Genomic DNA, 25,481 nt, shown 5'->3' on the forward strand with positions numbered 1-25,481 from the left:
GGCGTGGGGTGTCGGTGCGGCTGGTGAGTGTGAGGTGTCAGTGAGGCTGGTGGGTGGCGGGGGTGGGGCGGGGTGTGCGGGGGTGGGCGGTCATCTGCAGGGGCTGGGGGCGCAGGGTTACGCGGGGGATGGGGGTTACCGGGCGGCCTGGGGTGGGGGTCAGGGTTCGGATGGAGCTGATCGCGGCCAGGGCCAGTGCTCCTTCCATCTCGGCGAAGGTGTTGCCGATGCACTGGCGGGTTCCGCCGCCGAAGGGGAAGTAGGCGTACTTCGGGCGGGTGGGGTCGGGGGTCAGCCAGCGCTGGGGGCGGAACTCCTCGGGGGCGGGCCACCAGGTGGGGTCCCGGTGGATCACCCACTGGCTCAGCAGGACGTTCGTGTCCGCGGGCAGGTGGTACCCGGCGAGGGTGACGTCCCTCGTCGTGCGGCGCAGGAGGATCCACGCGGGTGGGTACAGGCGCAGGGTCTCGCTGAACACGGCCCGGGTGTAGGGCAGCTCGGCCAGGTCCGCGGTGGTCGGTTTTCGGCCGTTGAGGACGTCGTCGAGTTCGGTGTGCATCCGGTCGCGGGCCTGCGGGTTGGTGGCGAGCAGGTGGTAGGCCCAGGTCATCGCGTTCGCGGTGGTCTCGTGACCGGCCAGCAGGATGGTCAGCGCCTCGTCGCGGATCGAGGTGTCGTCCAGGGGGGCGCCGGTGTCGGCGTCGCGGGTGGCCAGCAGGGTGGACAGCAGGTCGGAGCCGGCGGCGTCGAGTGATCTGCGCTGCTCGATCATCTCCATGACCACGGCGGTGAGGTCGTCCCGCGCGTCGCGTGCCGCTCGCAGCGGGCCGATCGGCAGGTGCTGCTGCAGGCGCATGGCTCCCGGGAGAACGGCCAGCTGGGACAGCCGCATGTTCGCGGCGACGGCGCGGCGCACCCGCCGGACCACCTCGCTGTCGACGTCGACGCCGAACACGGTGCGGGCGACGATCGCGAGGGTCAGCTCGCTCATGTCGGTGTGGACCTCGCGGCGGGAGCCGTCCGCCCAGCCCAGCGCGGTGGCGCGGGACAGCTCGGAGATCGCGGCGCCGTAGCCGGCGATCCGCTCGCGGTGGAACATCGGCTGGATCAGCCGGCGGCGGGTCCGGTGGAGGTCTCCGCCGCTGGTGAGCAGGCCCGAACCAAGCAGCAGGGACAGCGGCTGGATTCCCTCGCCCGGCGGCATGGTGCGCCGGCGCAGGCCCTTCGCGTAGGCCCGCTGCTCGCCCACCAGAACCTGCTCGACCGCGTCGGGGCCGCACACGAGGTGGAAGCCGCCGCGCCCGACCGGCACCCGGACGATCGGGCCGTAACTGGTGCGCAGCCGGGTGAACAGGCGGAGCGGGTCGGCGAGCAGCTCGCGCAGGAACGCCGGGGTGGCCCGGCCCGGCCCCGGTGCCTGCGCCCCGGTGTGCCCCGCGGTGGGGAGGCGGTCGATCGACATGTGCGGCTCCAGGAGGCGCTCCGGGGACAGCGGCCCCGTACCGCGCCCTCGGGATTCATCCTGGACCCCGGGCCGGGTGGCCGACCGTCTCGCCGGCCGCGGGCGGGCCTGTACTGGCGGCCCGTGCGCGGCCCGCGGGTGGGTACCGTGGTGTCTCGGACGGGTACCGGCGGGCCGGCTGGTGATCGGCGGCGGCGGGACGGGGCTCGCGGGGCGCGGGAGGCGGCAGCGTGGTGAGGGTGGCGCAGGTCGGAGGGCGGTGCTGGCGGGAGCCGATCCCGTCGGCGGCGGGGCCGGGCAGGTGAGCGCGACCGCGGCGCCGGACGGCACGCCCGTCGACGAGCAGGCTGGTGTCGGCCACCCGGACGCCTTCCAACGTCTCTACACGCCGCATCGCATGGCGTACATCAAGGGGGCGGGGCGGTCCCCCGACGACGAGTGCCCCTTCTGCGCCATCGTGGCGATGACGGACGAGGACGGCCTCGTGGTCGCCCGGGGAAAGTCCGTATACGCCGTACTTAATTTGTATCCATACAACGCGGGTCATTTGATGGTGGTGCCGTACCGCCATGTCGCCGACTATGCCGAGATGGACTACGACGAGACGGTGGAGATGTCGTTGTTCGTCCAGCACGCGTTGCGCGCGTTGCGGATGGCGAGTGGCGCGCACGGCTTCAACACCGGTATGAACCTCGGTTCGGTGGCCGGCGCCGGAATCGCCGCCCATGTGCACCAGCATGTTGTTCCGCGCTGGGGTGGTGACACGAACTTCATGCCCGTCGTCGGCGCGACCCGGGTGTTGCCGGCGCTGCTCGGCCAGACGCGGGAGCTGCTCGCGCAGGCGTGGCGGCGCACCGAGCGGACGGCCTGACCCACCCGCGCGGGGGGTGGGCCGGCGGCCGTCCGCGGTAACCCGCTGTCACCCGGGAGGGTCGGGCCCGGCGCCGTCCGGCACAGCCGCGCCCGCCCGGGTCATGCCGGCGCGGGGCGGCCGTGCGGGGTCACGACTGCTCGGTGAACCTGGCCGTCAGATGGTCGGGAACCGGCTCGTAACCGAGGGGGCGGCGGCTGAAGACGCCCGTCCCGTGGCTCACGGAGCGTAGGTCGACGGCGTAGCGGGTCATCTCGGCCGCGGGGATCTCCGCGTGGATGGCGGTGCGCGCCGGGACCTCCGGGCCGCCGTTGCCGACCGGCGCCATCCCCACGACCCGGCCGCGCCGCGCGGAGACGTCGCTCATCACCGCGCCGACGTGCTCGTCGGGCACGGTGACGTGCACCTCCAGGACGGGTTCGAGCAGCACCACGCCGGCCGCGCGCGCGGCCTCCCGCAGCGCCAGGCCGCCGGCCGCCTGGAAGGCCATGTCGGACGAGTCGACGCTGTGCGCCTTCCCGTCGACCAGGCGCACCCGCAGGTCGACGGCGGGGAACCCGGCCTCCAACCCCCGCTCCAGCTGGGCCCGCACTCCCTTCTCCACCGAGGGAATGAACTGGCGGGGGACCGCGCCGCCGACGACCTCGTCCACGAACTCGAAGCCGCTGCCGGCGGGCAGCGGCTCGACCTTGAGGCGGCAGATCGCGTACTGCCCGTGGCCGCCCGACTGCTTCACCAGCCGCCCGACGCCCTCGGCCGGCCCGCGCAGCGTCTCCCGCATGGGAACCCTCAGCGGGATCTTCTCGAGGGTGACGCCGAACCGCTCCCGCAGGCGGTCCAGGACGACGTCGCAGTGGGCCTCGCCCATGGACCACAGGACGAGCTGGCCGGTCTCGGTGTCCTGCGTGACGGTCAGGGTGGGGTCCTCGGCGCAGACACGGCCCAGCGCCGCGGACAGCTTGCTCTCGTCGGAGCGGGCCGGGGCGCGCACGGCTACGGGCAGCAGCGGCTCCGGCATCGTCCAGGCGGGCAGGTGGCGCGGGTCCGCCGGGTCGGAGAGGGTGTCCCCGGTCTCGGCGGTGGACAGCCGGGTGATGACGCAGATCCCGCCGGCGGCGCACTCGTCGACCGAGTGCAGCGCGATGCCGACGGCCTGCGAGAGCGCCCCGACCCGCTCGTCGTCGTCGTGGTCGGGATGTCCGGCGGCCGCCCGTCCGTGGCCTGAGACGTGTACGGCCGCGTCGGGGCGCAGGATGCCGGAGAAGACCCGGACGAGGGACATCCGGCCGATGTACGGGTCGGTGGTGGTGCGGACGATCTCGGCGACCAGGGGCCCGGCCGGGTCGCCGACCGCCGGTGGGCACGGTGAGCCGTCGGGGCGGGTGAGGCTGGGCAGCGGGTGCTCGCGCGGGGACGGGAAGGCGTGCGCGAACAGGTCGAGCAGCTCCACGGTGCCCAGGCCGGGCGGCACGCCACGCGCTCCGGCCGCGGCGCGCGACGGTACCGCGAGCGGCAGGACGGGGTAGAACGACCCGCGCGCCACCGCGGTCTCCAGGTCGTCGAGCAGCATCTTGGGGTCGAGCTCCTCGCCGCCGAGGTACCGCTCGAGCAGGCTCTCGTCCTCGCTCTCGGCGATGATCCCCTCGACCAGGGCGCCGCGCGCCGCCCCCGCGGCGCCGGTCAGCTCGGCCGGGGGCTCCTGCTCGCGGCGGGTCCCGGCCGAGTACTCGACCACCCGTCCGGTGAGCAGGGCGACGAGCCGGGACGGCTCCGCGCCGCCGGGTTCGGGCAGGTAGACGGGCAGGACTCCGGCGCCGAAAGTCTCCTGGCAGGCGAGCAGGGTCGCGTCGAAGTCGGCCCGGGGATGGTCCAGCCGGGTGATGGCGATCGCGCGGGGCATGCCGACCGTCGCGCACTCCTCCCAGAGCATCCTGGTCGACCCGTCGATGCCCTCGAGGGCGCTGATGACGAACAGGGCGGCGTCCGCCGCGCGTAGGCCCGCTCGCAGCTCCCCGACGAAGTCCGGGTAGCCGGGGGTGTCCAGCAGGTTCACGGCCAGGCCACGGTGGCGCAGCGAGGCCAGGACGAGCGAGATGCTCCGCTGGGCCGGTTCTCCGCCGGGGGATGCGCCCGCGCCGCCCCCGGCGGCACCCACCCCGGGCGCGCCCCCGTCGGCCCCGGCGCGGGCCTGGCCGCCGGCGCCTCTGCCGTTGGTGTTGGCGCGGCCGTTGCCACCCTTCCCGCCGTTGCCGTTGCCGTTGCCGTTCGCTGGCATGGTGGTGGCGGGCTGCCCGTCGAGGAACTCGGCCACCTGGAGGAGATGCCGCAGCAGGGTCGTCTTGCCGGCACCGGTGTGCCCGACGAGGACCACGTTGCGCACCTCGCACGGAGTTGCTGACATTCCGGCCTCCCAACAGGGTGCGGCGGAGCCGGTGCGCCGGCGCGACTCCGCCGGCGCGGATCCGCCTGGCTCGCGGTGCCCGCGGCCGGCCGAGGGGCCGTACCCCGCGGGCGTCCTGTTCTGCGTGGCAGGTCCTGCGCGCCGTGTCTGTCGTGTGTCCGCCGCGGGCACTGGTATGTACCCCGAAGAGTCCTCCGATGTGACGTGGGGAACAACCCCAGCCCCGATCGTGATCGGATATGAGCGGATCGTGACGGCGGTACTGTGAGACCGCCCCAACCCGGGCGGTACGCCAGAGACGACGGGACGGACATGCTCGCAAGCAAGGCGCGACCCCAGATCCAGAAGGTGCTCGATCCGTTGAGCCAGTGGGCCGCGCGCTCGTCGGTGTCACCCGACATGGTGACGGTGATCGGCACGATCGGGGTGGCCGGCGGGGCCCTCGGCTTCTTCACCCGCGGAGTGTTCTTCGTCGGAACGCTCGTCATCACCCTGTTCGTCTTCTCGGACCTGATGGACGGGGTGATCGCCCGGGCCCGCGGCATCTCCTCCAAGTGGGGCGCGTTCCTGGACTCGACCTCCGACCGGGTCGGCGACGGCGCGATCTTCGGGTCACTGGTGATCTGGTACGCGGGCGACGGCGACTCGCTGCCGCTGGCGGGCGCCGCCCTGCTCTGCCTGGTCGCCGGCTCCGTGACCTCATATGTCAAGGCCCGCGCCGAGGGCCTGGGGTTCAGCTGTGACGTCGGGTTCGCCGAGCGCGGCGAGCGTCTGCTGATCCTGCTCGTGGCCGCCGGCCTGTACGGCCTGGGCGTGCCCTACCTGCTGCCCGCGGCGCTGTGGTTCCTGGTCGGGGCGACCCTGCTCACCGTGAGCCAGCGGGTGGTGCACGTGCACCGCCAGTTCGTCCGGTCCGGGCGGCCCACGCTCGCCCCGCCGGCCGGCTCGCCGGCACCCGACCCGGCTGCCGAGCAGCCCGGCTCGCCGGGCGGCGACCCGTCCGGTGCCGCGTCGGTCATGAGCGCGGGCGGCGGCATGGACGGCGCACCCACCCCGGCCGGGGCGGGCGGCGCGCAGCAGCCGGCGGTGCCGGCACAGCAGCCGCAGCCGGCCGTGCTGGCACAGCAGCCGCAGCCGCCGGTGCCCGCGGTGCCGCGGATAGCTCCGGGCCACTGACCGCGCGAATCGGAACCGACCGTCGAATGACGTCCGCGGGGCGGGTGACGCTGCTCGGCTACGTGCTGGGGTGGCGTCTCGTCCGGCTGCTGCCCGAGTGCGTCGCCGCCTGGTGTTTCGCCCGTGCCGCGGATCTCGCCCACCGCCGTGGCGGGCGCGGGACGGCGCGGCTGCGCGCCAACCTGGCCCGGGTCGTGCCGCCGGGCACCGACCTCGACGCGCTGACCCGGTCCGCGCTGCGCTCCTACGCGCGGTACTGGATGGAGGTCTTCCGTCTTCAGGACATGCCGACCCGCCGGCTGGTCGGCGCCATGCGGGTGCTCGACGAGGACCGGCTGCGCCGCGCGCACGCGACCGGCCGGGGCGTCATCCTGGCCCTGCCGCACATGGGGAACTGGGAGCAGGCCGGGGCGTGGCTGGTGGCCACCGGCATCCCGTTCACGACGGTGGCCGAGCGGCTGCGCCCCGAGGAGCTCTTCGAACGGTTCGTCCGGTTCCGCACCGCGCTCGGCATGGAGGTCATCCCGCTGACCGGCGGCACGCAACCGCCGTCGGACCTGCTGGCCGAGCGGCTGCGCGCCGGCGGCGCCCTGTGCCTGCTTGCGGACCGCGACCTCAGCTCCGCCGGGGTCGCCGTCACCTTCTTCGGGGCGACGGCGACCATGCCGCCGGGGCCGGCCGCGCTCGCGCTGCGCACCGGGGCGGTCCTGCTGCCGGTCACGCTGTGGTTCGACGACGACGGCTGGAGCGCGCGGATCCATCCCGAGGTCGAGCACACCGACATCCCGGCCATGACCCAGCGGCTCGCGGACGAGTTCGCCTCCGGCATCGCCGCCCATCCGTCCGACTGGCACATGCTCCAGCGGATCTGGCCCGAGCGGTCATGAGGAGCAGCCGGCGGTGAGAATCGGACTCGCCTGCCCCTACACCTGGGACGTGCCCGGGGGCGTCCAGGCGCACGTGCGTGACCTCGCCGAGACGCTGCTCGACGCCGGGCACGAGGTCTCGGTGATCACCCCGGTGGACGACGAGTCCACGCTGCCGGCGTACGCCGTGGACGCCGGCCGCGCGGTGCCGGTGCCCTACAACGGCTCGGTGGCCCGGCTGCTCATGGGGCCGGTCTCGGCCGCCCGGGTGCGTCGGTGGCTGCGCGAGCACGACTTCGACGTGCTGCACGCGCACGAGCCGACCGCGCCCAGCGTCAGCCTGCTGGCCTGCATGCTCGCGGACGGCCCGCTGGTGGCGACCTTCCACACCGCCAACCCCAGGTCAAGGATCCTCACCGCGGGGCACCGCGCGCTGCGGCCGTCGCTGGAGAAGCTGCGGGCACGGATCGCCGTGTCCGAGGCGGCACGGCGCACGCTCGTGGAGCACCTCGGCACCGGCGCGATCCTCATCCCGAACGGAGTGGCCGTGCGGGCCTTCGAGGGCGCCCGCCCGCTGCCCGGCTACGGCACCGCGCCGACGGTGGCGTTCCTCGGCCGGATCGACGAGCCGCGCAAGGGCCTGGACGTGCTGATGGCCGCGTTCCCGATGCTCGTCGAGAAGGTGCCGGACGTCCGCCTGCTGGTGGCGGGCCCCGGCGACACCGAGGCGGTGCGCTCCCGCATCGACCCTGCGCTGCTCGGCCGGGTCGACCTGGTAGGGCTCGTCCCGGAGGCCGACAAGGCGGCGGTGTTCGCCTCCGGCAGCGTGTACTGCGCCCCGAACACGGGGCAGGAGAGCTTCGGGATCGTGCTGCTCGAGGCGATGGCGGCCGGGACGCCGGTCGTCGCGAGCGACATCGACGCGTTCCGGCGGGTGCTCGACAACGGGCGGGCCGGGCGGTTGTTCGGGGTGGGGGAGCCGGCGGAGCTGGCGGCGAACCTGGCCGAGCTGATCGAGGACCCGGCCGAGCGAGCCCGGCTGGCCGAGCGCGGCCGCGCCGTCGTCGCCCGGTACGACTGGCGGGTGATCGCCCAGAGCATCGTCGGCGTGTACGAGATGGTCTCCGGCGACCGTCCGGTGTCGGTCGCCGCCCCCGAGGAGAGCTGAGCCGGCCGGCCGGTATCCCGCGGCGGCCGGATCGCGGCGCCGGCCGGTATCCCGTGCCTGGCGATGTCCCGCGCCGGCCGATATCACCGACCGGCCGTGACCTGTCCACCGGGGTTGACTACGCTGCGCGAGATGACAGTCGTGGTGGTCGTGGTGGTGGCCGTAGTGGTGATCGCCACCTACCTGACCTGGCTGGCGAGTCGGCTCGACCGGCTGGCCGGCCGGGTCGACGCGGCGCGCGCCGGCCTCGTGGTCCAGCTCATGGCCCGGGCCGACGCGGCGCACGAGCTCGCCCGCCGCCGTGACCTCGCAGAGCTCGCCGACATGGCCGAGCGTGCCCGGGCCGGCCATGCCGCCCTGCTCGCCGGCGCCGGTCTGGGCACCACCGCGGAGGACGCGGAGAACGGGCTGAGCCGGGCGCTGCGCGCCCCGGCCGTCGTCGCCGTGGGGCAGCGCGCCCCGGAGGAGGTGCGCGCCGTCGACTCGGCGGCGGCCCGGGTGGCCCTGGCCCGCCAGTTCCACAACGACGCGGTCGGCGACGTCCGCTCGCTCGCCGGCCGGCGCCTGGTGCGGGTCCTGCACCTGTCGGGGCGCCGGCCGCTGCCCGCCTACTTCGAGATCGACGACGCGCTTCCGGCCCGGGAGGAGGACCCCCCGCCCCGGTCGGACGACCCGGCCGGGATCCCCGGAGCCTGAGCGCTCGCGTTGCGCGTCGTCCCCTGCTGGTCCGGCACCTCGCTCGGGTCGGGCTGCCCCGCGCCCGCGCCCGCGCCGGGCACCGGCCCGAGACAGAGGACGAAGTCAGGACCCGGCCCGGTCTGCGTGTAGCTCGCGGTCGTCTCCGTCCAGAGGTCGCACCGGGCGTCGGAGTCGCCGTCCAGCCTGGTCAGGACGACGTACTGGGCCTGCGGTGACGCGCAGTCGACGATCGAGATCCGCTGGCCGTCCCGGCGGACGCAGTCGCCGGAGCGGGCCCCGGCCTCATCCGGGTCGATCGTCGCGATCGCCGCCACGACCAGCGCGAGCACGAGGAGCGGGACCAGCAGGCCGAGGGCCTCGGGCCGGCGGAACAGCGGGCGTCCCGGCCGTAGCGGCGGGGCGAGGGCGGGCCCCGGCGGGGGCAGCTTGCCGATCTTCGAGTGCTCGGTGAAGTTCAGCAGCAGGATCACCGGGGTGATGAACAGCGACGCGATGCCCCACCAGCCCTGCCAGAGCGTTCGCGCGTTCATGGCGCGCAGCGTCGCGGTGCCGCAGGTGCGGCAGAACGGTCCGTGCTCGGCGCGGAACCGCATGAAGATGATGAAGCCCTGGTGCCCGCGGATCGTCGCGGGCACGGCCGGGGCCGCACCGCAGATCCGGCACCGCGTCCCCCCGGGCCATCCGGCGGGTCCCGGCCGCGCCCACGGCTGGGGCCCCGCCGGCCCCGGCGCGGCGTAGGGCCCGCCCGGCGCCGCGTACGGCCCGGCTGGCGCCGCGTACGGCCCGGCTGGCGGAGATCCGGTCGGCGGCGGGGGGCCGGGGAAGGACGGCGGGCCACCACCCGGCCGGCCCGGATACGGCCCGCTGGGTGCCGGCCCGGGGTAGGGCCCGGCACCGGGCGGGGGCCCGTAGCCGCCGGGCGCGCCGCCACCCCACGGCGGCTGTCCAGGAGCAGGTTGCCCAGGTCCAGGCTGCGGGCCGGGCGGTCCACCGCCGTAGGGACTTGTCATGACTCTCCTGGAAGGTTCCGCGTCGTGGCACGGCAGGATACTGCGCTGGTCACCGGGCGGATATCGGTACGGACACCCGGTGTGCCCTCCGGTGCGCCGCCTGGTGCGGGGCCCCGGTGTGGAGATCGCCACCGTCGGTGGTGATCTCCACGATGCCGAAGATGGGGTAGGGCATGCGCGTCTCGGCCGTACCATGGAACCGAATCCATGTCCGTCCGGGTCCGTCCGGCCCGGAACGACCACCGAACAGCCTGGTCCCCGCGTGGCCCGAGCCGGTCGGCCGGTCACCGGTCTCCCGGCCCCTCCGGCCGGGGCTCCCCGCACCGGGCCGCCGCCGTCGGTGCGCCGGCGCGGTGCCGCCGGAGCGCCGGCGGCGCCCGAACCGGCGGCGGACGCCACCGTCGGACCGCCACCACCGGACGGGTCGGCACCACCGGACGGCGGGGTACCGCCGGCGGGTCCGCACCACCGCGGATCCCGTCCGAAGAACCTGTCCGAACTACCCGAAAGAGACACCACATGATGTCCGACGGCCTGACCGCCCCCGCCCCCGCCCCGGGCGCTTCGCCATCCGGCCCCGTCGCGCCGGCGGACGGCGCGGAGCGGCACGCCGGCACCGCCAAGGTCAAGCGCGGCATGGCGGAGATGCTCAAGGGCGGCGTCATCATGGACGTTGTCACCCCCGAGCAGGCCCGCATCGCCGAGGAGGCGGGCGCCGTCGCGGTCATGGCGCTGGAGCGGGTGCCCGCGGACATCCGGGCGCAGGGCGGCGTGGCGCGGATGAGTGACCCCGACATGATCTCCGGGATCATCGAGGCGGTCTCGATCCCGGTCATGGCCAAGGCCCGCATCGGGCACTTCGTCGAGGCGCAGATCATCCAGGCGCTGGGTGTGGACTACGTCGACGAGTCCGAGGTCCTCACCCCGGCGGACCCGAACCACCACATCGACAAGTGGGGCTTCACGGTTCCCTTCGTCTGCGGAGCGACGAACCTGGGCGAGGCGCTGCGGCGGATCTCCGAGGGTGCCGCGATGATCCGCTCGAAGGGCGAGGCGGGCACCGGCGAGGTCTCCAACGCCGTGGTGCACATGCGCACGATCCGGTCGGAGATCGCGCGGCTGTCGGGGCTGCCGTCCGAGGAGCTCTACGCCGCGGCCAAGGAGCTGCGTGCGCCGGTGGAGCTCGTCACCGAGGTCGCGCGGCTGGGCCGGCTGCCGGTCGTGCTGTTCACCGCGGGCGGCATCGCCACCCCGGCCGACGCGGCGCTGATGATGCAGCTCGGCGCGGACGGCGTGTTCGTCGGCTCCGGCATCTTCAAGTCCGGCGACCCGGCGCGGCGCGCCCGGGCGATCGTCGAGGCCACGACCATGTACAACGACCCCGGCGTGCTGGCGAAGGTGTCGCGCGGCCTCGGTGAGGCCATGGTCGGCATCAACGTCGGCGAGCTCCCGCCCGAGGCGCGCTTCGCCGCCCGCGGCTGGTGAGCGCCCCGCGGATCGGCGTCCTGGCGCTGCAGGGCGATGTGCGCGAGCACGTCCGCGCCCTGCACGAGGCCGGAGCCGACGCCGGTGAGGTGCGCCGGGCCGGTGAGCTCGCCGAGCTGGACGGCCTGGTCCTGCCCGGTGGCGAGTCCACTACGATCGGGCGGTTGCTGCGCGTGTTCGACCTGCTCGAACCGCTGCGGGCCGCCGTGGCCGGTGGTCTGCCGGTGTTCGGCTCGTGCGCGGGCATGATCCTGCTCGCGCAGGACGTGATCGACGGCCGCCCGGGCCAGCCGCTCATCGGTGGGCTCGACGTGGTCGTCCGGCGCAACGCCTTCGGCCGCCAGGTGGAGTCGTTCGAGACCGACCTGGTGGTGGACGGCGTCGACGGACCGGCGGTGCACGCCGTCTTCATCCGGGCACCGTGGGTAGAAAAGGCGGGGGACGGCGTCGAGGTGCTGGCTCGGGTCGCCGACCGGCCGGTCGCGGTCCGGCAGGGGCCGCTGCTGGCCACGTCGTTCCATCCTGAACTGACGGGGGACATCCGGGTGCACCGGCTGTTCGTGGAGATCGTCCGATCCGAGCTCGGGCTCAAGAGGGGCAGGTCATGAGCGGTCACTCCAAGTGGGCGACCACCAAGCACAAGAAGGCGGTCGTCGACGCCCGCCGGGGCAAGCTGTTCGCCAAGCTGGTCAAGACCGTCGAGGTCGCGGCCAAGACGGGCGGCGGCGACCCGGCGGGGAACCCGACGCTGGCGGACGCGATCGCCAAGGCGAAGTCCCAGTCGGTGCCGAACGACAACATCGACCGGGCCATCAAGCGGGGCTCCGGCGAGCTCGCCGGCGGGGTGAGCTACGAGTCGGTCACCTACGAGGCCTACGGGCCGAGCGGGGTCGCCGTGCTCGTCGAGTGCCTCACCGACAACCGCAACCGGGCCGCCTCCGACGTCCGGGTCGCGATCACCCGCAACGGCGGCACCCCGGCCGACCCGGGCTCGGTGTCGTACCTGTTCAACCGCAAGGGCGTCATCCTGATCGACAAGACGCCCGACCTCACCGAGGACGACATCCTCCTGGCCGTGCTGGACGCCGGGGCGGAGGAGGTCAACGACGTCGGGGACGCGTTCGAGGTCGTCTCCGAGGCCACCGACCTGCACGCGGTGCGGGTGGCGGCCACGGAGGCGGACCTGACAGTCGCCTCCGCGGACATCTCCTGGCTGCCCTCGGTGAGCGTCCCGCTCGACGCGGAGCCGGCCCGGAAGGTCCTCAAGCTGGTCGAGGCGCTCGAGGATCTCGACGACGTCCAGAACGTCTGGTTCAACGCGGACATCTCCGACGACGTGATGGAGCTCGTCTCCAGCTGAGCCCGTGCCGTCCGGGTACTGCCGGGCGGCCGCCCGTTCGGCGTGTCGTGGATGTCGGTGTTGCCCCGGCCACTAGGATCGAACGGATGTTCGTCAGTGTGGTCGGGAGGGCTCGGTGCGTGTACTCGGAGTCGACCCGGGGCTGACCCGCTGCGGCCTCGGGGTGGTCGACGGCGGCCCCGGCCGCCGGGCCAGCCTGGTCGAGGTCGGCGTGGTGCGCACGCCCGCCTCGGACGAGGTGGCCGACCGGCTGCGGGCCGTCTCCGAGGGCGTGGACGAGTGGCTGGACCGGGTCCGCCCGGACGCGGTCGCGGTCGAGAAGGTTTTCAGCCAGGCCAACGTGCGCACGGTGATGGGCACCGCGCAGGCCGGCGCGGTGGCCATCGTCGCCGCGGCCCGGCGCGGGCTGCCGATCGGTCTGTACACGCCGAGCGAGGTCAAGGCCGCCGTCACCGGCAGCGGACGCGCGGACAAGGCCCAGGTGGGGTTCATGGTGACGAAGCTGCTGGATCTTCCGGAGGCGCCGCGCCCGGCGGACGCCGCCGACGCGCTCGCCCTGGCACTGTGCCACCTGTGGCGCGGGCCGGCGCTGGCCCGGATGCGGGCCGCGACCCCCGCGCGCAGCCCGGGTGTGCGGGGCGTTCCGGGCGGCCGGAGGTGATCGCGTCGGTCAGTGGCACGGTGGAGGCGCTCTCGCCCGGCTCGGCGGTCGTCGACGTCGGCGGCGTCGGCGTCCTGGTGTGGTGCACGCCGTCGACGCTGGCCCGGCTGCGGGTCGGCGAGCGCGCGCGGTTGGCGACGACCCTCGTCGTCCGGGAGACCGAGCTGACGCTGTACGGGTTCCGCGACGCCGACGAGCGGGACGTCTTCGAGATCCTGCAGGGCGCGGCCGGGGTGGGGCCCAGGCTCGCCCAGGCCGTCCTCGGCGTGCACACCCCGGACGTCATCCGCCGGGCTGTCGCGGAGGAGGACCTGGCCACGCTCACCAAGGTGCCGGGTATCGGCCGCAAGAGCGCCCAGCGCATCGTGCTCGACCTGCGGGACAGGCTCGGCCCGCCGTCCTCCCCGGTCCCGCCGCCGCGCGCCGCGGCGCCGCCGCCGGCCGCCGCGGATCCGCGTCTCGGCGCCGCGGGCGAGCAGGTCCGGGACGCGCTGGTCGGCCTCGGTTACTCCGCGAAGGAGGCGCTGGACGCGGTGGTCGCGGCTCGGACGGCGCTGCACGGCCCCGGCGCGGCCGTGACCGGTGACGGTGACGGTGACGGCGTGACGGGTGACGGCGCGGCGGGCGGCGCGGACCCCGCCGGTCCGGTCGACCCCGCGGCGCTGCTGCGGGCGAGCCTCGCCGTGCTGCGGCCGCGATGACGCCCCGGATGATGACGCCCTGGATGTCGCCGTGAGCGGCGAGGGCCTGGTCTCGGCGGCGGCGGCCCCCGAGGAACAGGCGTTCGAGGCCGGCCTGCGCCCGAAGAACCTGGACGAGTTCGTCGGCCAGCGCAAGGTGCGGGAGCAGCTTTCGATCATGCTCGAGGGAGCGCGCGGCCGCGGCCGCCCGCCTGACCACGTGCTCCTGTCCGGTCCACCCGGGCTGGGTAAGACGAGCCTGGCGATGATCATCGCCGAGGAGCTCGGCGTGCCGCTGCGGATGACCAGCGGCCCGGCGATCGAGCGGGCCGGTGACCTGGTGGCGATCCTGACCGCGCTCACGCCCGGCGAGGTGCTCTTCCTCGACGAGATCCACCGCATCGCCCGTCCCGCCGAGGAGCTGCTGTACGCGGCGATGGAGGACTTCCGCGTCGACGTGGTCCTAGGCAAGGGCCCGGGCGCGACGGCGATCCCGCTCGACCTGGCGCCGTTCACGCTGGTCGGCGCCACGACCCGCTCCGGCCTGCTGACCGGGCCGCTGCGGGACAGGTTCGGCTTCACCGGCCACATGGACTTCTACGACGCCGCCGAGCTCGCGCTGGTGCTGACCCGCTCCGCCCGGCTGCTCGGCGTCCAGCTGACCGAGGGGGGCGCGGCCGAGGTGGCGGGCCGCTCCCGGGGCACCCCGCGGATCGCGAACCGGCTGCTGCGCCGGGTCCGCGACTACGCGGAGGTCCGTGCCGACGGTGTGGTCTCCCGCGAGGTGGCCCGCGCCGCCCTGCGGATCTACGACGTGGACGCTCTCGGCCTGGACCGGCTCGACCGGGCGGTGCTCGACGCGCTGGTCCGCCGGTTCGGTGGCGGGCCGGTGGGGCTGAGCACTCTTGCCGTGGCGGTGGGCGAGGAGGCCGACACGGTCGAGGACGTCTCGGAACCGTTCCTGCTCCGGGCCGGCCTGCTGATCCGCACGGCCCGGGGGAGGGTGGCGACCCCGGCCGCGTTCACCCACCTGGGCCTCGAGCCTCAGTCGGACCAACTCGGCAGGTCACAGGCACCGGCGGCCCTGTTCGGGGAGGACCCGCCGGCGTCCTGAACCGCCGTCCGGGTGGGTCGGCCGGTGCCTTCGGGGAACACACCACCGGCCTGCCCGCTGTGGGTGTGGCGCGGCTACGTACGATCAGCCGCGACACCCAGGAGGGCGGGACGTGCAGGTATTCGCGGCCGTGACAAGTGCGGCGGACAACAGTGGCGGCAGCTCCATCAGCGGGCTGATCTTTCCAATACTGATCGTCCTTCTGATCGTCTACTTCTTCTCGACCCAGCGGCGCCGTGCGCGCGCGCAGCAGCAGCAGCTTTCCCAGATCGTCCCCGGCACGCTGGTCCTGACCACCGCCGGCCTCTACGCGACCGTCGTCGAGATGGACGGCGCCGACGTCCTGCTGGAGATCGCGCCGGACGTCGTCTGCCGGTTCGGCCGCAGCGCGATCGCCCGGGTGATCAGCACGCCCGGCCAGGACGGCGACACGGACGCCGAGGCGGACGAGGACACCGACGGTCACCCGGACACGGACGGACCCGGCCCGGACGCGACCGGGAAGTCCCTCGGTGGCGACTCCGGCACGGGGAGCGGGGACGCCGGCACCGGTGCCGGCGGAGCGACCGGCAGCGGGGCCGGCCGCGGTGCCGAGAGCACGGACGACGCTGCGCGGCCGCCGCGCAAGGAACTGTAGGGCGCGCCGTGGCTGTAGGGCGTTTCGCGCCCCCTCGCGCCCGGTTCAGGGGGCGAGGGGGCGGCCGCTAGGGGTCTGTGGTGCGGCCGTGGTGCCTGCCGTCGCTGACCGTCACGCGCCTGTCGGCAGCCGGTGGTGTCACAGCCGGGCCGTCGGAACGTACCCTCGGTGACACTCGTTCGGAATCGTTGAGCGCCGCCGGGATCGGTGACGGTGTGTGAGGAAGGGACTTGGCGTTGGCACGTCGCTCGGCACGAGCCTCCGGAGGCGTCTCCGTCGGCGCCCGGCTCGGAGTACTCGGTGCTCTGCTCGCCGTCCTCTACGGCCTGATGGCCATCACCGGGATCTGGACGCCCAAGCTCGGCCTGGACCTCCAGGGCGGGACAAGCGTCATCCTCACCCCGCGTTCGATCACCGGCGGATCGGTCGACAACGGGGCTCTCAACAAGGCCGTGGACATCATCCGTGAGCGGGTGGACGGCCTCGGCGTGGCCGAGGCCGAGGTCCGCCGCGCGGGCGACACCATCGAGATCTCCGTGCCGGGCCGCGGCCGCAACGACGTCGTCGACCTGGTGGGCCAGACCGCTGAGCTGCGCTTCCGCGAGGTCTACCAGGCCGACGTCGCGCAGTCGGCTCCCGCACCGGCCGCGACACCCGCCCCGGGCACGACACCCGCCCCGGGTGCGACGCCGACGCCGGGTGCGACGCCGACGCCGGGCGCCACACCCGCTCCGGCCGACATCGCGCCGGCGCCGACGGCCACCGCGCCCGCCTCGCAGCGGCCCGCCGCGCTCGGGCCCGCCCCGGGCATCGGCGAGCAGCCCGGCCTGGTGGCCCAGCCCGCCAGCTTCACGAGCGGGTCCGGGAGCTCCGGGCCCCGCATCGAGCTCGCGGCCGCGACCAACCAGTCCGCCTCGCCCGCGCCGGCCGCCGCTCCCACGGCCAGCGCGCCCGCCGCCACACAGCCGGCAGCGACCGACCCGGCCGCGACCAGTCCGGCCGTGACCGACCCGAACGCGGCGGTCGACCCGAACACGCCGACGCCGCCCGCCGACGTCGCGAACAAGTTCGCCACCCTCACCTGCTCGGCCACCGGCGTGCGGAGCACCTCGGTGAGCCTGGACCGCCCCGAGGACTGGATCGCCGCCTGCGACCGCAACGGGACGACCAAGTACCTGCTCGAGCCCGCGGCCCTCGTCGGTACCGACGTGTCCACCGCCTCGGCGGGCCTGCTCAGCAGCGGTGGCGGAAGCACGAGCGTCACCACCGGCCAGTGGGTCGTCAACGTCGACTTCACCGGCTCCGGCCAGACCAAGTTCACGAACCTGACCGAGAAGACGATCGGCCGGCAGGTCGCGATCGTGCTCGACGGCATCGTCCAGTCGGCGCCGCAGACGAACGAGCGGATCGCCGGCTCGGCGCAGATCTCGGGGAGCTTCTCCCAGTCCGACGCCGAGGACCTCGCGAACGTCCTGCGCTTCGGCGCGCTGCCGCTGGCCTTCGAGCGCTCGCAGGCCGAGTCGGTCTCCCCGACCCTGGGCCGCGAGTCACTGCACGGCGGGCTGCTGGCCGGCGCCATCGGGCTCGGCCTGGTGATCATCTACTCGTTCCTGTACTACCGGGCGCTGGGCATCGTCGTGATCGCCTCGCTGGGGGTCAGCGCGGCGCTCATCTACGCCTCGGTCGTCCTGCTCGGCGACGCGATCGGGTTCACCCTGACGCTCGCCGGCATCGCCGGACTGATCGTGTCGATCGGTGTGACAGCCGACTCGTTCGTCGTCTACTTCGAACGGATCAAGGACGAGGTCCGGGCCGGCCGCAGCGTGCGGACCTCCGTCGAACGGGCCTGGCCGGCGGCCCGGCGCACCATGCTGTCCGCGGACACCGTGTCCTTCCTCGCCGCGGCGGTGCTCTACGTCCTGTCGGTCGGGTCGGTCCGGGGCTTCGCCTTCACCCTCGGTCTGTCGACGCTCATCGACGTCCTGATCATGTTCATCTTCACCCGTCCGCTGGTCACCGCGCTGGTCCGGCGGCCGTTGTTCAGTACCAGCCGTTTCTCCGGCCTGACGGTGCGGTCGACCGGCGGTGCCGCCGCGGTGGACCGGCCGCGGCTGGCCCGGCGCGCGGACGTGAGCGCTCCCGGTGCCGAGGACGGCGGCCCACGGGCCGCCGGTGACCTTGACCCGCCGGATCCAGGACCCCGGCTCGAGAAGCCGGGCACGGGGCCGCGGGTGGCGGGCCGGCGCACGGCCGGACAGAGGCGGGAGCACTGACATGTCGTTGATAGGTCGGCTCTACCGCAGCGAGTTCAGCGTCGACTTCGTCGGCCGTCGCCGTGTCTGGTACATCGTGTCCGGCGTGCTGATCATGATCTGTGCCCTCAGCATGATCTTCCGGGGATTCTCCCTCGGCATCGAGTTCTCCGGCGGCGCCGTCTTCCAGTTCCCGTCGAACGGCGGGACGGTCGAGCAGGTCGACAGCCTTCTGAGCAAGAACGGGATCGACGCGTCCGACAGCGTCGTCCAGCAGCTCGAGACGTCCCACCAGTTCCGGGTGCAGACGCCCACGCTGACCGACCAGCAGACCGAGGCGCTGCAGAAGGACTTCGCGACGAACTTCCACGTCGCCAACCCGGACGAGGCCATCGCCGTCTCGACCGTCGGGTCGTCCTGGGGATCGACGATCACGAGCAAGGCGATCCAGGGCCTGATCGTGTTCCTCGTCCTGGTGATGATCTATCTGTCGATCCGGTTCGAGTGGAAGATGGCGGCTGCGGCGATGGCCGCGCTCATCCATGACCTCATCGTCACGATGGGTGTCTACTCGCTCGTCGGCTTCGAGGTCACCCCGTCCACGGTCATCGCCGTCCTGACCATCCTCGGCTTCTCGCTGTACGACACGGTGGTCGTCTTCGACCGGGTCCGCGAGAACACGGCGGGGATGGCGACGTCCTCGCGGCGCACCTACGCCGAGGCGACCAACGACGCGCTCAACGAGACGCTGGTCCGCTCGCTGAACACGTCCCTGATCGCGCTCATCCCGGTGGCCTCGCTGCTGTTCGTCGGCGCCGGCCTGCTGGGCGCCGGCACGCTCAAGGACCTCGCCCTCGCCCAGTTCGTCGGCATCGCCTCGGGCACCTACTCCTCGCTGTTCTTCGCCACCCCGCTGCTGGTCGACCTCAAGCGCGGTGAGCCGGCGGTGAAGGCACTCGACGCCCGGGTGCTGCGGGCGCGGGCGAGCGCCGCCCGCGCGGCCAAGACGACCGAGCCCGGGGGCGGCGGCCGGCCGGCGGCGCGCCGCGGCGCGGCTCCGGAGACGGCCGTCCCACTGGCCGACCCGGACTCGGACCGGCGCGACGACGGCCGGGATCCGGCGGACACTGTCGGCATCGCCACCGGGATGCGCGCGGCCCCGGCCGGGGCCGCCAGCGGCGCGGCCGGGCGTGGTGGCATGCCGTCGGCCCAGCGCCGCGCCCCGAACCGCAAACCGTCCCAGCGCGGCCGCCCGAGCGGCAAGAAGCGACGCTAGGGGCGCACCCGCCGCGACGGAGTAACAGAGGCAGAACCACGATCTGCAGAACCACGACCGGCACGACATCGGCGCGAACCGCCGCCCGCGGGGCGGCGACAACGAAGATCGGAGAGGTCACCACGATGACAAGCGTCGACAGCCAGCCGGACCTGAGCGCGGCCGAGGCCGTGCTGGGCGCGCACGTGCGCGACGTCATGGACTTCCCCAAGCCGGGAGTCGTCTTCAAGGACATCACCCCGCTGCTCTCGACTCCGGCCGCCTTCGGAGTGGTCGTCGGTGCGCTGGCGGACCTCGCCCGCGGGCTGGGCGCCACCACGATCGCCGGTATCGAGGCGCGTGGCTTCCTGCTGGCCGCCCCGGTCGCCGACCGGGTCGGCGCCGGCATCGTCCCGATCCGCAAGCAGGGCAAGCTGCCCGGCCGGACCCGCAGCGAGGCGTACGCGCTGGAGTACGGGACGGCCGTCCTGGAGATCCACGAGGACGCCGTCCCGACGGGTGAGCGGGTCCTGATCGTCGACGACGTGCTCGCCACCGGCGGCACCGCGGCCGCCGCGCACACCCTGCTGCGCGGGTGCGGCGCCGACGTGGTGGGGTTGGCGGTGCTGATGGAGCTGACCTTCCTCTCCGGGCGCGACCGGACCGGCACGCTCGACGTCACCTCGATCATGAAGATCTGACCGTGTCCGGTGCGTCGCCCGTGTCCGGTCACGGTTCGTGACCGGCGCTCGGCATTGACGCGACCGGCCTGCCCACCGGCCTCCGGCGCGCCCCTGGCCGGGCGGGGTTGCGGAAGGCCCGGCGCCGCCGCAGCGTTAACCTCGACGTCAGGAGCCCTTCGCACATCCGTGCCACGGCTGAAGTGCTAAGCAGGAGCGGCCTGTGCCTGAGGCGCCGCCGGTGACCACCGGATCCGTGCCGACGGCCGCGTCATCCGCCGGGGATACGCGGCCGGTCCAGGCTGCCCTGTCCGCGACCGACCGCACGCCGTCCGCCGCGGACCGCACGCCGCTCGCGGCCGACCGCACGCCGTCCGCCGCGGACCACACGCCGCTCGCGGGCGGCCAGCTCCCGCGCACCGGGCCGTCCGCCGCGCACGGCGGCCGCGACGGCGCCGAGGGCGGGTCGGGGTCCTCGCCCGTCCCGGACGCCACCGGAGAGGACGCCGAGAGCGGCTCGCCGGTGGTGCCGCGGCTGGGGCACGAGTCGCCTCCGCTGCCTCGCCGGGTCCGCCGCTTCTCCCGGCTGGGGGCGCACCGCGCCACGCCGCCCTCGTCGCTGGATCCGGTGCTGCGAGGGCTGGTCGCGAACCACCCGCGGATGGACATCGGGCCGGTGCAGCGGGCGTTCGAGGTGGCCGACGCGGCCCACGCCGGGCAGGTCCGTTTCTCCGGGCACCCGTACATCACCCATCCGATCGCGGTCGCCAGCATCCTGGCCGATCTCGGCATGGACATCCCGACGCTGTGCGCCGCGCTGCTGCACGACACCCTGGAGGAGACCGACCTCCCGCCGGAGACGATCGAGGCCGAGTTCGGCCCGCAGGTGCTGCAGATCGTCGACGCCGTCAGCAAGCTCAACCGGGTCAAGGTCGGCGAGGCCGCGCAGACCGAGACCATCCGCCGGATGGTCGTCGCCATGGCGCGCGACCCGCGGGCCCTGGTGGTCAAGCTCGCTGACCGCCTGCACAACATGCGGACGCTGCGCTTCCTGCCCGAGCACAAGCAGGAGCGCAAGGCGCGCGAGACGCTGGAGATCTACGCGCCGCTGGCCCACCGCCTCGGGATGAACTCCCTCAAGTGGGAGCTGGAGGACCTGGCCTTCGCGGCGCTGTTCCCCAAGCGCTACGACGAGATCGTCCGCCTTGTGGCCGACCGGGCACCCAGCCGCGACGTCTACCTCACCGAGACGTCCACGCAGGTGCAGACGCAGCTGGCCGAGGCGCGGATCAAGGCCGTGGTGACCGGCCGGCCGAAGCACTACTACTCGATCTACCAGAAGATGGTCGTCCGCGGCCGGTCCTTCGAGGACATCTACGACCTCGTCGGCATCCGGGTCCTGGTCGACTCGGTGCGGGACTGCTACGCGGCGCTGGGCACCGTCCACGCGAACTGGAAGCCGATCCCGGGCCGGTTCAAGGACTACATCGCGATGCCCAAGTACAACATGTACCAGTCGCTGCACACGACGGTCATCGGGCCCGAGGGCAAGCCGGTCGAGCTGCAGATCCGCACGCACTCGATGCACAACCGGGCCGAGTACGGCATCGCGGCGCACTGGAAGTACAAGGAGGACGGCTCCGGCGCGGGCTCCCGGTCCGGCGGCTCCAAGTCGTCGGGCTCGTCGGCGTCGCGGCGGGCTGCCGCGAACAGCGGCGCCGGGGGCACCGACCCGAACCTGCGCAACTGGCTGCGCCAGATCCTGGACTGGCAGCGCGAGACGGCCGACCCGGGGGAGTTCCTCGACAGCCTGCGCTTCGACATGGCCGACGACGAGGTCTTCGTCTTCACGCCGAAGGGCGACGTCATCCCGCTGCCGGTCGGGTCGACGCCGATCGACTTCGCCTACGCCGTACACACCGACATCGGCCACCAGTGCGTCGGCGCCCGGGTCAACGGCCGGCTCGCGGCGCTCGACACCGCGCTGGAGAACGGCGACACGGTCGAGGTCTTCACCTCGCGGGCCCACTCGGCCGGCCCGAGCGAGGACTGGCTGACCTTCGTCCACTCGTCCCGCGCCCGGACGAAGATCCGCCAGTGGCACGCCCGGGAGCGCCGCGAGGACGCGATCGTCGCCGGCCGGGACGCGATCGGCCGGGCGATGCGCCGCCACGGCCTCCCGCTGGCCCGCCTGATGACCGGCGACGCGCTGCTGACCCTGGCGAAGGACATGCGCTACGCCGACGTCGCGGCGTTGTACGCGGCGGTCGGAGAGAAGAACATCAGCGCGCAGGCGGTGGTGAACCGGCTGCTGCAGGGGCTCGGCGGTCCCGAGGGCGCCGAGGAGGACGCGGCCGAGATCGAGCTGCCGATCCGGGCCCTGCGCCGGGCCACCGGTGACGCCGGCGTGCTCGTCACCGGTTCCCCGGACGTGTGGGCCAAGCTGGCCCGCTGCTGCACGCCGATGCCCGGCGACGCCATCGCCGGCTTCGTCACCCGGGGCAAGGGTGTGTCGGTGCACCGCGCCGACTGCGTCAACCTCGCCGGCCTGCGGGGCGGCCCGCACGACCGGACGGTCGAGGTGGAGTGGGCGCCGTCATCGGGCTCGGTCTTCCTGGTGGTGATCCAGGTGGAGGCGCTGGACCGGACCCGGCTGCTCTCCGATGTGACCAGGGTGCTGTCCGACCACCACGTCAACATCCTCTCCGCGTCGGTCACCACGACGCGCGAGCAGGTGGCGGTCAGCCGGTTCACCTTCGAGATGGGCGACGCCAAGCATCTCGGTCACATCCTCGACGCCGTCAGATCCACCGACGGCGTGTACGACTGTTTCCGAGTCACCTCGGACGCACAGAGCTGACTGCGAGGGGGCACGCCGTGAATGCTGAGGCCGCGGGAGCGGGTCTGCCGGCGGGCGGCGGCTTCTCGCCCGCACTGCCCGCACTGTCCAGGGCGGACGGTGACGCGGACTCCCGGACGATCGCCGCGGCCCGCCAGGCCAGCATGCGCCTGGCGCACCTGGCCCGCCGGATGGCCGCGCCGCGCACCCCGCAGGTGCCCCCCGAGCTGCGCGATCTCGTCGAGGCGCACCGGGACTTCCATCCCAAGGCCGACATCAGCGCGGTGATCCGCGCCTACTCGGTGGCGGACGGCCTGCACGCCGGCCAGACCCGGCGCAGCGGCGACCCGTACATCAGCCATCCGCTGGCCGTCGCCGAGGTGCTCGCCGAGCTCGGTGTCGACACGACGACCCTGATCGCCGCGCTGCTGCACGACACGGTGGAGGACACCGGCTACACCCTCGAGTCGGTCGCCGCAGAGTTCGGCGGGGAGGTCGCCAACCTCGTCGACGGTGTCACCAAGCTCGACAAGATGCGTTTCGGGGAGGCCGCCGAGGCCGAGACGCTGCGCAAGCTGATCGTCGCGCTCGCCCGCGACTACCGCGTCCTGGTCATCAAGATCGCCGACCGGCTGCACAACATGCGGACCCTCGGCTTCATGTCACCGGCCAAGCAGCAGAAGATCTCCCGGGTCACGCTCGAGGTCCTCGCCCCGCTGGCGCACCGCCTCGGGGTGAGCGTGATCAAACGGGAGCTCGAGGACCGCGCGTTCGCGGTGCTCGACCCCGAGGAGCACCGCCGGATCTCCACCGTCGTCGACGACTTCACCACCGCCGAGCGGGCGAGCGGTGTGCTCGCCGCGATGGTCACGCGGATGCGCGCCGGCCTCGCCGAGGCCCGGGTGGACGGCGCGGTGTCCATCCGGACCAGCCACATCTTCTCGATCTACAAGCGCGGCCAGGAACGCGGCCGCCCACCGCGCGACTACAACGACATCGTCCGGGTGCTCGTGCTCGTCGACGACATCACGGACTGCTACGCCTCGCTGGGTGTCATCCACGGGATCTGGCGACCGGTGCCCGGGCGGCTGCGCGACTTCGTGGCGACCCCCAAGTTCAACATGTACCAGAGCCTGCACACCAGCGTGATGGACGAGACCGGGCGCACGATCGACATCCAGATCCGGACCCCGTCCATGCACCGCCTGGCCGAGACCGGGATCGTCGCGAAGCCCGTCGGCCCCGGCGCGGACGGCGCCCGCCTCGAAGGGCTCTCCTGGCTGCACAGCCTGCTCGACTGGCAGGTCGACACCGTCGACCCGGGGGAGTTCCTGGAGTCGCTGTCGTCCGACCTGAACTCCGACGAGGTGCTCACCTTCACCCCCAAGGGCAAGATGATCGCCCTGCCGGCGCGCTCGTCGCCGGTCGACGTGGCCTACGCGGTCCACACCGACGTCGGCCACCGGGCCATCGGAGCCCGGGTGAACGGCCGGCTCGTGCCGCTGCACACCCGGCTGCGCAACGGCGACGTCGTCGAGATCCTCACCTCGAACCTGCCCGGCGCCGGCCCGAGCGAGGACTGGCTCGAGTTCGTGCGGACGTCCCGCGCCCGGGTCCGGATCCGCAAGCGGCTGGCCCGGCAGCGACGCGACGCGCAGGCCCGGGCCACCCAGGCGGCCGCGGACCGGTCGTTGGTGGTAACCGAGCGTGCGGCCTCCGACGCCCGCGCCGCGGGCGCGCCGTGGACAGCCCGGGGAGCGGGCGCGGGGGGCGGCTGGCGGGTCACCCGGCTGCGCCCGTCCGCGCAGCCCGTCCGGGTGGCGGACGCGGCCGACTCGAATGGTCCCCGGGGCGGCGCCGACGAGGCCGCGGGCTCGCCGCGCGCCCATTCCGGTGGTTCGACAATGCGCGCCGGTTCTCCACGTACCGGCGGCGCGGCTTCCCTGGGCGGTTCGATTATCTCGGGCGAACCCGCCGGATTGAACGGTTCCGCCGGACTGAACGGCTCGGCCGCATTGAATGGCACGGCCGGCCCGCAGGAATCCGTGAGATCGGGTGACAGTGCCACTTCGGGCGACAGTGCCTCTTTGGACGGCGCCGCCGGCCCGGGAGGGTCTGGTCAGGGCCGAAACGCCCGTTCCGCCGGCTCCGCCGGTGCGGTGGGCGGAGCCGGTTCCGGTGGCTCCAGGGGCTCAGGGGAGGACAGCGCGCTGTCCCGGGGCGCGCGGCGCACGCGGCGTTCCGCCGCGGCACAGCGTGGTGATCGCCCGGGTGGCCCGGACGGGCCCGGCGCGGGGAGTTCCCAGGGCTGGGAATCCGCCTCGTCCGCGGGGGGTGACGGTTCCGCGCGCCGGGGAACGCAGAACTGGGCGGGCTTCGCCGAGATCGACGGCGCGGATGTGCCGGTGCGGCTCGCGCGATGTTGTCTTCCGCTCCCGGGCGACACGGTCGTCGGCTTCACCACGCACAGCAGCTCGGTCTCTCTTCACCGGCAGGAATGCGCGAACGTCGCCGCTTCGGCGTCCTCGCGCGAGCAGGTGACCGTCAAGGGGTGGACCGCTCCGGAGAGTCAGACCTTCCCCGCGGAAATCGCCGTGGAGGCGTTCGACCGCTACGGATTGCTGGCGGATATCACCGAGGTCCTCTCGGACACCTCCGCCTCGGTGCGGGCGGCGTCCACGTCGACATCCGAGGACAGGGTGGCGCGCGCTCGCTTCACCATCGAGGTCACCGGCCCGGACCAGCTCGACCGCGTGCTGGCGGCCGTGCGCGGGGTAGGCGGGGTGTACGACTGTTACCGGGCATGTCAAACAACGGTATGACGCCGCGTGGTCACGCGGGAGATTTATGCTCTCCGTGTCGCTA

Annotated in this window: 20 protein-coding genes; 17 read left to right on the forward strand and 3 right to left on the reverse strand. The window is 73.7% G+C overall.

The window, feature by feature from the left end:
- Positions 1 to 37: 37 nt before the first annotated feature.
- On the reverse strand, positions 38 to 1,462 hold the full coding sequence (locus tag MXD62_RS15135; protein ID WP_248829900.1) for a cytochrome P450: 1,425 nt from the start codon (positions 1,460 to 1,462) through the stop codon (positions 38 to 40).
- Between the two features lie 301 nt (positions 1,463 to 1,763).
- Between MXD62_RS15135 and MXD62_RS15140 the strand changes: the two genes are divergently transcribed.
- On the forward strand, positions 1,764 to 2,333 hold the full coding sequence (locus tag MXD62_RS15140) for an HIT domain-containing protein (RefSeq protein WP_248829980.1): 570 nt from the start codon (positions 1,764 to 1,766) through the stop codon (positions 2,331 to 2,333).
- Positions 2,334 to 2,463: 130 nt separating this feature from the next.
- On the opposite strand, the gene MXD62_RS15145 is transcribed toward MXD62_RS15140, so the two are convergent.
- Positions 2,464 to 4,734: an elongation factor G-like protein EF-G2 gene (locus tag MXD62_RS15145; RefSeq protein ID WP_248829901.1), complete on the reverse strand. Its 2,271-nt coding sequence runs from the start codon at positions 4,732 to 4,734 to the stop codon at positions 2,464 to 2,466.
- Between the two features lie 312 nt (positions 4,735 to 5,046).
- On the opposite strand from MXD62_RS15145, the gene pgsA reads away from it, so the two are divergent.
- The 4 genes from pgsA (at position 5,047) to MXD62_RS15165 (ending at position 8,640) form a co-directional block, all read left to right on the forward strand.
- Positions 5,047 to 5,910, forward strand: coding sequence for a phosphatidylinositol phosphate synthase (gene pgsA, locus MXD62_RS15150; protein ID WP_248829902.1), 864 nt, complete (start codon positions 5,047 to 5,049; stop codon positions 5,908 to 5,910).
- A 26-nt stretch (positions 5,911 to 5,936) separates the two neighbouring features.
- On the forward strand, positions 5,937 to 6,797 hold the full coding sequence (locus MXD62_RS15155) for a phosphatidylinositol mannoside acyltransferase (RefSeq protein WP_248829903.1): 861 nt from the start codon (positions 5,937 to 5,939) through the stop codon (positions 6,795 to 6,797).
- Between the two features lie 13 nt (positions 6,798 to 6,810).
- Entirely contained in the window at positions 6,811 to 7,944 is a 1,134-nt protein-coding gene (locus tag MXD62_RS15160) for a glycosyltransferase family 4 protein (RefSeq protein ID WP_248829904.1), read from the forward strand.
- 132 nt (positions 7,945 to 8,076) lie between these two features.
- Positions 8,077 to 8,640, forward strand: coding sequence for a hypothetical protein (locus MXD62_RS15165; RefSeq protein ID WP_248829905.1), 564 nt, complete (start codon positions 8,077 to 8,079; stop codon positions 8,638 to 8,640).
- On the opposite strand, the gene MXD62_RS15170 is transcribed toward MXD62_RS15165, so the two are convergent.
- Positions 8,553 to 9,278 carry a hypothetical protein gene (locus MXD62_RS15170; protein ID WP_248829906.1) on the reverse strand — a complete coding sequence of 242 codons (726 nt, stop codon included), beginning with the start codon at positions 9,276 to 9,278 and terminating at the stop codon, positions 8,553 to 8,555. The genes MXD62_RS15165 and MXD62_RS15170 overlap by 88 nt on opposite strands.
- Positions 9,279 to 10,172: 894 nt before the next feature.
- On the opposite strand from MXD62_RS15170, the gene pdxS reads away from it, so the two are divergent.
- The 12 genes from pdxS (at position 10,173) to MXD62_RS15230 (ending at position 25,438) form a co-directional block, all read left to right on the forward strand.
- A complete protein-coding gene (gene pdxS, locus MXD62_RS15175; protein ID WP_285224085.1) occupies positions 10,173 to 11,138 on the forward strand; it encodes a pyridoxal 5'-phosphate synthase lyase subunit PdxS in 966 nt (321 codons plus the stop codon).
- Positions 11,135 to 11,746, forward strand: coding sequence for a pyridoxal 5'-phosphate synthase glutaminase subunit PdxT (pdxT, locus tag MXD62_RS15180; RefSeq protein WP_248829907.1), 612 nt, complete (start codon positions 11,135 to 11,137; stop codon positions 11,744 to 11,746). The genes pdxS and pdxT overlap by 4 nt, the downstream gene beginning before the upstream one ends.
- Positions 11,743 to 12,498, forward strand: coding sequence for a YebC/PmpR family DNA-binding transcriptional regulator (locus MXD62_RS15185; RefSeq protein WP_248829908.1), 756 nt, complete (start codon positions 11,743 to 11,745; stop codon positions 12,496 to 12,498). Before pdxT ends, MXD62_RS15185 begins: the two co-directional genes overlap by 4 nt.
- Before the next feature lie 115 nt (positions 12,499 to 12,613).
- Positions 12,614 to 13,159, forward strand: coding sequence for a crossover junction endodeoxyribonuclease RuvC (gene ruvC, locus MXD62_RS15190; protein ID WP_248829909.1), 546 nt, complete (start codon positions 12,614 to 12,616; stop codon positions 13,157 to 13,159).
- Positions 13,156 to 13,860 carry a Holliday junction branch migration protein RuvA gene (ruvA, locus tag MXD62_RS15195; RefSeq protein WP_248829910.1) on the forward strand — a complete coding sequence of 235 codons (705 nt, stop codon included), beginning with the start codon at positions 13,156 to 13,158 and terminating at the stop codon, positions 13,858 to 13,860. Before ruvC ends, ruvA begins: the two co-directional genes overlap by 4 nt.
- Positions 13,861 to 13,891: 31 nt before the next feature.
- A complete protein-coding gene (ruvB, locus tag MXD62_RS15200) occupies positions 13,892 to 14,953 on the forward strand; it encodes a Holliday junction branch migration DNA helicase RuvB (protein ID WP_248829911.1) in 1,062 nt (353 codons plus the stop codon).
- A gap of 112 nt (positions 14,954 to 15,065) precedes the next feature.
- The gene (gene yajC, locus MXD62_RS15205) at positions 15,066 to 15,590 is read left to right on the forward strand and encodes a preprotein translocase subunit YajC (protein ID WP_248829912.1); all 525 of its coding nucleotides are present in this window, start codon (positions 15,066 to 15,068) and stop codon (positions 15,588 to 15,590) included.
- Positions 15,591 to 15,826: 236 nt separating this feature from the next.
- On the forward strand, positions 15,827 to 17,863 hold the full coding sequence (secD, locus tag MXD62_RS15210) for a protein translocase subunit SecD (protein ID WP_248829981.1): 2,037 nt from the start codon (positions 15,827 to 15,829) through the stop codon (positions 17,861 to 17,863).
- A 1-nt stretch (position 17,864) separates the two neighbouring features.
- Positions 17,865 to 19,118: a protein translocase subunit SecF gene (secF, locus tag MXD62_RS15215; RefSeq protein WP_248829913.1), complete on the forward strand. Its 1,254-nt coding sequence runs from the start codon at positions 17,865 to 17,867 to the stop codon at positions 19,116 to 19,118.
- Positions 19,119 to 19,243: 125 nt separating this feature from the next.
- On the forward strand, positions 19,244 to 19,798 hold the full coding sequence (locus MXD62_RS15220; RefSeq protein ID WP_020462613.1) for an adenine phosphoribosyltransferase: 555 nt from the start codon (positions 19,244 to 19,246) through the stop codon (positions 19,796 to 19,798).
- A 202-nt stretch (positions 19,799 to 20,000) separates the two neighbouring features.
- On the forward strand, positions 20,001 to 22,637 hold the full coding sequence (locus MXD62_RS15225; protein ID WP_248829914.1) for a bifunctional (p)ppGpp synthetase/guanosine-3',5'-bis(diphosphate) 3'-pyrophosphohydrolase: 2,637 nt from the start codon (positions 20,001 to 20,003) through the stop codon (positions 22,635 to 22,637).
- A gap of 17 nt (positions 22,638 to 22,654) precedes the next feature.
- Positions 22,655 to 25,438, forward strand: coding sequence for a RelA/SpoT family protein (locus MXD62_RS15230; RefSeq protein ID WP_248829915.1), 2,784 nt, complete (start codon positions 22,655 to 22,657; stop codon positions 25,436 to 25,438).
- Positions 25,439 to 25,481 lie beyond the last annotated feature (43 nt).

This window comes from Frankia sp. Mgl5 (genome assembly GCF_023242985.1).
In the GTDB taxonomy this organism is placed as follows: domain Bacteria; phylum Actinomycetota; class Actinomycetes; order Frankiales; family Frankiaceae; genus Parafrankia; species Parafrankia soli.

What these genes read in the sequence shown, in the direction of transcription:
- secF (WP_248829913.1), top strand. Translation starts at nt 17,865, where the DNA reads ATGTCGTTGATAGGTCGGCTCTACCGCAGCGAGTTCAGCGTCGACTTC.
- pgsA (WP_248829902.1), top strand. Translation starts at nt 5,047, where the DNA reads ATGCTCGCAAGCAAGGCGCGACCCCAGATCCAGAAGGTGCTCGATCCG.
- MXD62_RS15220 (WP_020462613.1), top strand. Translation starts at nt 19,244, where the DNA reads ATGACAAGCGTCGACAGCCAGCCGGACCTGAGCGCGGCCGAGGCCGTG.
- MXD62_RS15155 (WP_248829903.1), top strand. Translation starts at nt 5,937, where the DNA reads ATGACGTCCGCGGGGCGGGTGACGCTGCTCGGCTACGTGCTGGGGTGG.
- MXD62_RS15145 (WP_248829901.1), bottom strand. Translation starts at nt 4,734, where the DNA reads ATGTCAGCAACTCCGTGCGAGGTGCGCAACGTGGTCCTCGTCGGGCAC.
- MXD62_RS15185 (WP_248829908.1), top strand. Translation starts at nt 11,743, where the DNA reads ATGAGCGGTCACTCCAAGTGGGCGACCACCAAGCACAAGAAGGCGGTC.
- pdxS (WP_285224085.1), top strand. Translation starts at nt 10,173, where the DNA reads ATGATGTCCGACGGCCTGACCGCCCCCGCCCCCGCCCCGGGCGCTTCG.
- MXD62_RS15165 (WP_248829905.1), top strand. Translation starts at nt 8,077, where the DNA reads ATGACAGTCGTGGTGGTCGTGGTGGTGGCCGTAGTGGTGATCGCCACC.
- MXD62_RS15135 (WP_248829900.1), bottom strand. Translation starts at nt 1,462, where the DNA reads ATGTCGATCGACCGCCTCCCCACCGCGGGGCACACCGGGGCGCAGGCA.